Source organism: Moorena sp. SIO4E2, assembly GCF_010671945.1.
Classification (GTDB): Bacteria; Cyanobacteriota; Cyanobacteriia; order Cyanobacteriales; family Coleofasciculaceae; genus Moorena; species Moorena producens.
Genome location: NZ_JAAHIE010000356.1, coordinates 1 through 7,873, shown reverse-complemented (window position 1 = coordinate 7,873; position 7,873 = coordinate 1). Strand labels below are relative to the sequence as shown.

Sequence of the window (7,873 nt, the reverse complement as noted above, 5' to 3'; positions counted from 1 at the left end):
AAATGCCATTATCTAGCCTCCTGTATGAGGATATACCACTAGACCGGTGAACTATTTAAAAGTAAGGTTTGCTGGTGCGATCGCATGATCAATACATTCGATCTAGCATATAATCTTACCAGAAAAGGTTCCTATTTCTTTTAAAATCTCATGGCAAAGGATCGTTTCCACAATGCAGTGAGAACTGCCCTAGAAAAAGAGAACTGGGTAATTACTGCCGATCCTTATCAGTTGAGTGTTGGAGAAGTGGATTTTGAAATTGATCTTGCTGAAGAGCTAATCGCTGCGGAACGAGCAGGAGAAAAAATTGCTGTGGAAATCAAAAGCTTTATTGGTCGATCCCTTGTCTCCGATTTTCATACTGCCCTTGGGCAATGCATCAACTATCAATTTGCCCTAAATGAAGTTGATTCTCAACGTAATCTTTACCTTGCTATTCCTGAAACAATTTACCAATCTTTCTTCCAGCGACGCTTTGTACGATCAGTAATTGATAAGACTCAAATCAACTTACTTATCTATGACCAAACTCACGAGGTTATTCGGCAATGGGTGTAGAAGAATCTGTAGAACAATATCGTCAGTGGATTCAGGAATTACTGCTAGAACGAGCCAATCGTAAGCCCACCTTCCCATAAATCGAAGCCCAGGCGGTTTTGGACACAGAACGAGATCATTATCTGTTGCTGCACACTGGCTGGAAGGATAACCGTCGCACCCACGGATGTAGCCTCCACTTAGATATCAAAAATGGTAAAATCTGGATTGAGCATGATGGCACCGAAATTGGAATTGCTACCCAATTGCTTGAACTCGGTGTTCCAGCTGAGGATATTGTCCTTGGCTTCCACTCCCCCAACATGCGCCAATACACAGAGTTTGCCGTTGATTAACTAGACTTCGGGCGTTGCTGAATCTTTCAATCAATAGGAGTAGAGTGGGCATCCTGCCCGCCCCAAAACATCGCCGAACAGGCAAGATGCCTATTCCACCGGTAGAGTGGGCATCCTGCCCGCCCCAAAACATCGCCGAACAGGCAAGATGCCTATTCCACCGGTAGAGTGGGCATCCTGCCCGCCCCAAAACATCGCCGAACAGGCAAGATGCCTATTCCACACAGGCAAGATGCCTATTCTACAGGATTTTTTTCCTGTTCCCTGTTCCCTAAAAACATGTACTTCACCAATTGAAAACCGCTATATTGATAATCATAAAGAAGAATAGGAATTAAAGCCATGAGTAGCTCAAATCAAAAACACTATAAAAGAATCGGGAGTATCTATGATGATTTGTGGAGTTACTCAGAAGACTACATTAGATTTATGGGGTTAAAAATTAGTGAATATTTACGCTTGACCTCAACAGATAGTCTTGTAGATTTAGGCTGTGGCACAGGGCTTTTTACCCAAGCAATTCCTAAGGAAATACAGTTAGATAATCCGATTATATGCGTCGATCCTTCTGAAGAGATGCTCTCACAAATACCCTTAAGCCCCCAATACCAAATTAGAGCAGTAGATGCGATTACTTTTGTATCTGAAACCTCAGGTTATAATAAGGTCTATATGAAGGAAGCAATTCATCATATAGATAATAAAGAATTACTATTTAGTAGTTTGTTTCAAAAGCTAACTAGTGGAGGAATGTTTTTGCTGATACTTCTGCCTCCAACTATTGAGTATCCTTTATTCAAGGCAGCTTTAGAGCGATATGAAAGAGGGCAGCCTAACTATAACGACCTCACTAGTTTACTAGAAAAAGTCGGCTTCAACGTTTCAGTTGATTTTGTTGAATATCTTCAGTCAATTCCTAAAGAGCAATACTTGAAAATGGTAGAGAATCGCTATATGTCCTTACTTTCATTCTTTGATGATCAACAGTTAGAGGAAGGTTTAGCAGAAATCTCAGAAAAATATGCTCAACAATCTATCCTTGAATTTCCTGACCGTTTTGTTTTTATTACAGCAAGTAAGTAGTTAAGCAGTCAGCTATCAGCTATCAGCTATCAGCTATAAGTTATCAGCTATAAGTTATCAGCTATAAGTTATCAGCTATCAGCTATCAGCTATAAGTTATCAGCTATCAGCTAATGCGCTACGGATGGTGCTACTTGAGGGGCTTTTGAATCAAACAGGTCAGCATTCGAATAATGCTGAGTTATGTCACAGCGTCGAAGGCTGTGGCACAAACTAGAAGCCTGTGCCACAAAGCTGACGGCTGACGGCTGACGGCTGACGGCTGAATGCTTACGTTAAACGTTATGGATTTACCTTTACTGCCAAAGATATAGGGATTTGCAACAGGTCTAGTTACCGGCCTAAACCAGTAGTTGCGATCGCATCCGCTCTAGCATTCAATCGCTTCAGTAAGGTTGTATGGGAGAGATTGGGATCATCCTCAATAGTGACCAAACCAAAACTAATCGGGGGTGTATGACCGGGCAAATCTACCCAACGATACCAGGTATAACCAACAAAAGCGGGATGAGTCAAAGCCCTGGCTAAGGACTTAGCGCCATTACGCATCATCCGTGACCTTTCGGAAAAGCCGTCTTCTGGTTCATCGGGTAAGGCTCGTTGAGTAAACCTGGTGTGTCCCCAACTAAACTCACTGTTGAGCACTGGCAATTTTGTAGCTTGGTAGTATAGGTCTATCCGCTCATACATGTTGTAGCGATAATTGTTAGCAGATACAACATCTACCCAAGGTCTTTTGATAGCGGAAAATACTGCATCAGAAGGAGGTGCCCCAAACCTACATCCCAGGATTAAATGGTTGTGGTCATAGCGGTGAATTGCTGCTGCAGTTTCCTGAAAATAGCGTCGAGCAAATTCTGCTTGAAACCCATTCTGATCGACTAAGTAGCCTTTAGAAACAATCCCTTGTTTTGTTTTAGTCCATGCTTTAATCGTGTCTCTAGATTCAATTGGGACCTGCCAATCTTTAGCTAACTGCTCTAGACTATTACCATGGCGCTTTAACACAAAATCCCAGGCAGCACTATAGGCAGGTTTTTCTGGATTGAGGCTAAGGCAAAATTGTAGTAAGGATGCCTTGGCGAGATTGGTGAGCAACAACTCTGGGTTAACCTTTCGGTCTGGTGTTTCGGCGTGTGCCCAATTAAGTTCATTGTCAGTAAAATATCCCACTAGCAGCTTACTAGTTGCCACCGGTGCTACGATTTCCTTAGCTTTAGCATCAATCCCTTCAATCCATTTTGGATCAAACACATCGGGTAACTTGAGCTTCTTATCATCAACCCTAAGTTCGCTGTCTGGAGCAGCTTTGACGAAATTTAGTATAACCGTGTAGGGCATACCCTGATCCCACAATTGAGGTGGTGTCCATGCTCCTAGGGCATTAAAATTCCAGCTCCGCAGCCGCTCAAAGGTAGCTTCCCGAAATGCAGCCGGGTCTTGACCATATTTATTCTCGACAACCGGAACATAGGGAGCAGGATAGCCAAAGTTGACGGAGGTGACACCCCGGTAAAGGAAGGGTTTGCCATCGGGGTCAATGAACCACCAACGACCTTTGTGGGATTTGCCAACTCGGAAAAAATCCTGCTGACCTACTACGGTTTCGGTCTTGATGCGTACTTGGGCAAGAGGACTAGCAGCTTGGGAGGCAAGAAGACTATTGGGTAGGGCAGAACTCAGCAGTACGATCACTGCTGAGAGGATGAACAGAATAAATCGGGATAATACTTTCCAATGTCGCATTTCAGTTTTGTTAATGCCTGATTGAGATCCCCCGTTGGTCCCCCTTAATAAGGGTAGGGCTGTTTCATCTCATTTATAAACCCTATATACGCCAAATGATTAAAGAGGGGGTACATTTTTGCAGAGATTGCGATCGCTCTCATCAACATTGGGGTTACTAAGATAGTCTCGCACCCAATCACAACCCTTTACTATTAGTTCATTTAATCCTCCTATACGCCATAACTTGGCAGTTCCGGATATGTCAAGAGTGGCTAATAAACTGCCATCAGCACTAAGACTTATACTTTTGACTCTACTTTTTTTGACTCTACTTTGATTAACGTTACTTTGATGCCCATCTTTAAAAGCAGTCAATAATTTTCCTGACATATCCCATACATAGGTATAATCCTTTTCTTCCGTATTAGAACCATTATACTCCAAATAAGGCCGCTCGGCACTAACGACTAAGCGACCCTGGGTACTAAAACCGATACTATCAAAGCTGAGATTAGCACCCTTAAACTTAACTAATTCCTTACCAGACTCCAATTCTTTTAAAAAGATATTACCTCTCTCTACATAGTGATCCTCGAAAGCATTCTGCGCCACTAACAGCTTGCCATCGGAGCTAAAAGCGATTTCACCCAAGAATAGCTCAGATTTTTTTTCCCAGCTTTTATTGTTCAAATTCAACCGATGGAGAGTTTGATTATAGTCATCAAACTCCTCAATAACAATTAAATCTTCACCATTATTGCTAAAAATAAGCTGGGTAATTGTTTTATTAAATTTTTTAGAAGATTTATACAACTCATTGCCATTCAAATCCAATAAGCGAATCCTATTATCTTTACCAACTCCAGCCAATTGTGTACCATCAGGGCTAAAACTGATTTGCCTTATTGTTGTTTTAAGATCGGGAAATCGCTTCAACTCCTTACCCTTCAAATCCAACAGACGAATAGTGTCATCACTTCCGACAACAGCTAGTTGCTTACCATCGGGGCTGATGCTGATACTTTCTAAGTTCGGAATTAGCTCTAACTCCTCTAATGGCTTCTGATCTAGTTTCCACCAGACCAGAGTATTGTCATCACCTAAACTAGCAAGTTGTCTGCCCTTAGACGAGCTAGAAATAACCTCACGAATACCACCTTGATGCCCTTTCAGTTCAAATTCCAAGGCGTCTGACAAAGAGTCATAACTCTTATATGGCTCATCATAAACACTAATAATACCCTCACCCTCTTGCCCAATAATCAGACGACCTTCGGTATCAAAAATGATACTGCCAGCTCTCCTTATGGGTTTAAACTCATTCCAATCTTCGCTATTTAAACTACCAAAGTAAGCAATTCTTTCATCTGGTCCAAACCATCCTGCTAAGTATTCACCATTAGGACTAATAGGACTAAAAACCAGATTTCCCGATAGTATCTGATGAAAATTTTTAAACTCTGCCAACTGATTACCACTCCTGTAGTCCGACAAGCTGAGGGTATTGCCAAATTGGTTAGCTACTACTAGCTGGTTCTTGGAGTTAAAGCTAATACTATGGAAATTGACTTCTTGTTTCAATAGCTTCGGTTTATCTCCCGTTTCCCACAGGCAGATAGTACTGGAATTGCCCTTCTTCGTTACCCTTTGTAAATAGGCTAGAAGCTTCTTGCTATCAGGACTGAAACTTATCCCTCTGTCAGATACACCGAAACCAGTAGGAAATAGACCTACATCAGTATCTGTAAACCCTGAAATACAGTCTGTAAGCTGACGTGGCTCTTCCTGTTTTCCTTCTAAGTTCCACAGGCGAAAAGTCCCTTGCTGGTCAGTTGTTGCTAATAAGCGACTATCCGGACTAACATCAAGTTCTACTTGACCCTCATGTCCTGAAAATACTTTGGGTAGTGGTGTGCCTTTGAAGTCTTGTAAGCGGACAGTACCATCCTCTGCTGTAGCAATCATTAAGGTACCATCAGGCTTAAAAAACATCTTCTTAAAACCTTGAGGCATTTCTCTGCGCTGATATTCTCTAGTTAAATAGAATACCTTTCGCAAAGTTTGTAACACTTGAGGTTGAAGCTTACTGTCTGGCTTGAATAAGGATAAGTATCCCGGCCAATCTTGAAGAGATTTTGCTGCCCGTAAACTGGCAAGCAAAGCTTCTAAATCTTGACCTAATTCAAAGTTGGCTTCGGCGGCTTGCTGAGAAGCCTTAATTTGACCGATCAGGGCATCTTTCTGACCAATTAAGGAGAATACTAAACCTGTAGCTAACCCCAGCATGACTGCGATCGCAACACCCCAATTCCGACGAGTATTAAAGTTTTTTCGCCGGACGCTACGCCGCACAAACTCAGCTTCTACTTGGTTAAGCCAGTTATGCTCAGAATTGAGTACCTTTTTCAACAAATCTAGACGTGGGTTAGTATGCCAAAGAAACCTTGCCCTCTGCTGGCTTTCCCACTCCTGTGCCGCCGGAGTCAACCGCCGTTGCAGAAGTAGGCTTTCCTCCTCCTCTTGCTTCCATCCCAGCAATCTTTGCCATCCCCGCACTAAAGCATCATGGGCTGGTTCTACATAGGGATTCCCCTCAGCATCTTGTCCTTCTACTAATAACCGTGCTGTGCTAAAACGCTTAATTACTTCCTTAACTAAATCATTTTTCTGAGGCGGATATTCCAATTCCGATAAAGGTACTTGCCTACGGGCTAACTCACCCCCACCTAGTGCCAGCATCCGCAGCATCACATGACGGATCACTTGGTCATAAGCGGGATTTTCTTGAACTAGCTTCTGATACTCCTCATCCGCCCTTTGAGTTAGCGATCGCATTACTCCCCCCAATTCCATATAATCGGCTTGAGTCAATGCCCGGTCAATAGTAATACCCCCGTATTGTGCCTGCCGTTGTCGCCTTAAATACTTGAGATACAGTTCACTCAAGGCAAAAGACAGCAGGGGTAATGCTCCCGGCATATCCGCCACTTCATCAATTAATTTGTCTACTAATTCGTGGGGTTGAAAATACATCACCCGTGCTTGAGCCGGTTTTTCTATCGCTTCCCTTAGTTCCCCTCGTGTCATGGCTGGTACAATAAATCGTCCACTTTGCCAACGATTTTTCAGCACCGTGCTTCCCAATTGATTTAGTACTTCCGGTGCCAACGTTAAGCCCGCATCTCGGATTTGGGGTTCAAAATCAGAACGTAGGCTTAATACTACTCGTAATTGCTCCCGATAGCCATGAATTGCTGCCAGTATCTGTTGAAAAAATTCCTGCCGCTCCTGCTCATCTTGACAGAGTGTAATGATTTCTTCGCTTTGGTCAATAAAGATTAATAACTTGGATTTGGGATTGTTTTTAACCCAAACCGCAATACTTTGAGTGAGAGTTTTTTGTGGGTTTTGTAACTCGACTTTTGGTAATCCGGCCTCAACCAGGGCATTATTGAGAGCTTGGAAGGGGGTTTCTCCGGGACGAATTGGTGACACTATCGACCATTTATCGGTATTTTCCTGTTTCAACTGGGGAATTAATCCGGCTTTAACCAAACTCGATTTCCCCGAACCGGAAGCACCTAAGACCACAGTTAAGGGATGAGTCTTGACAAAATCCTGTAACTTTTCTACTAGTAATGTTCTACCAAAAAATAGTTGACTGTGTTCCTCGTCAAAGGAGTTTAAACCGCGATAGGGATTTTTCGACTCATCTAATGGTGGTGCGGGGGGTAAATTAAGTTCATGCCCTGGAGACAGAAAGATATACTCGCCTTTATCGTGCTTGTTTAAACACCAAATACCAGGGGTTTGGCGCAGACGGCATTTTTCTGTGGGAATTTCGACTCGATCCCGTAAATATAAATATAATTTTGTGGCTGTAATGACCCCATCTCCAGCCGGTTTGCCATTCGTGGCAGGAGGATAGATATCTCCTGCACCTTCTAGGGCTTCTAATAATGCACTAGCAAAAGGGGAATGATTGCCGATTTTACCGCGTTCGCTATCTAAATTAAAGTTATCTAAAGCCTTTTGATCCGAGGCTGAGGACGTAATGATTTGCCATGCCGGGTCAGTAATAAAACGGTCATAACGCTCTTGGTGAATGACTTCTGGCGATGTGAGTAAATCCCTGGTATTCGACCATTTAAAAGCACCAGCAAAACAGC

At 42.8% G+C, this 7,873-nt stretch carries 5 protein-coding genes and 1 pseudogene; 4 read left to right on the top strand and 2 right to left on the bottom strand.

Annotation, left to right across the window (positions count from 1 at the left end; genetic code table 11):
- Positions 1 to 150: 150 nt before the first annotated feature.
- The 4 genes and pseudogenes from F6K37_RS27025 (at position 151) to F6K37_RS27010 (ending at position 1,976) form a co-directional block, all read left to right on the top strand.
- On the top strand, positions 151 to 558 hold the full coding sequence (locus F6K37_RS27025) for a XisH family protein (protein ID WP_287253445.1): 408 nt from the start codon (positions 151 to 153) through the stop codon (positions 556 to 558).
- A pseudogene (locus tag F6K37_RS27020) lies at positions 549 to 893 on the top strand (XisI protein). Before F6K37_RS27025 ends, F6K37_RS27020 begins: the two are co-directional and overlap by 10 nt.
- A 148-nt stretch (positions 894 to 1,041) precedes the next feature.
- Positions 1,042 to 1,224: a hypothetical protein gene (locus F6K37_RS27015; protein WP_287253444.1), complete on the top strand. Its 183-nt coding sequence runs from the start codon at positions 1,042 to 1,044 to the stop codon at positions 1,222 to 1,224.
- Between the two features lie 11 nt (positions 1,225 to 1,235).
- Positions 1,236 to 1,976, top strand: coding sequence for a class I SAM-dependent methyltransferase (locus F6K37_RS27010; RefSeq protein WP_071107153.1), 741 nt, complete (start codon positions 1,236 to 1,238; stop codon positions 1,974 to 1,976).
- A 333-nt stretch (positions 1,977 to 2,309) separates the two neighbouring features.
- Here F6K37_RS27010 and F6K37_RS27005 read toward each other — a convergent pair whose 3' ends face one another.
- Complete coding sequence (locus F6K37_RS27005) at positions 2,310 to 3,722, bottom strand: hypothetical protein (protein ID WP_287253442.1); 1,413 nt, start codon at positions 3,720 to 3,722, stop codon at positions 2,310 to 2,312.
- Between the two features lie 99 nt (positions 3,723 to 3,821).
- Positions 3,822 to 7,873 (bottom strand): nSTAND1 domain-containing NTPase (locus tag F6K37_RS27000; protein WP_287253441.1); only part of this gene is annotated, 4,052 nt, incomplete at its 5' end.

What these genes read in the sequence shown, in the direction of transcription:
- F6K37_RS27025 (WP_287253445.1), top strand. Translation starts at nt 151, where the DNA reads ATGGCAAAGGATCGTTTCCACAATGCAGTGAGAACTGCCCTAGAAAAA.
- F6K37_RS27015 (WP_287253444.1), top strand. Translation starts at nt 1,042, where the DNA reads ATGCCTATTCCACCGGTAGAGTGGGCATCCTGCCCGCCCCAAAACATC.
- F6K37_RS27010 (WP_071107153.1), top strand. Translation starts at nt 1,236, where the DNA reads ATGAGTAGCTCAAATCAAAAACACTATAAAAGAATCGGGAGTATCTAT.
- F6K37_RS27005 (WP_287253442.1), bottom strand. Translation starts at nt 3,722, where the DNA reads ATGCGACATTGGAAAGTATTATCCCGATTTATTCTGTTCATCCTCTCA.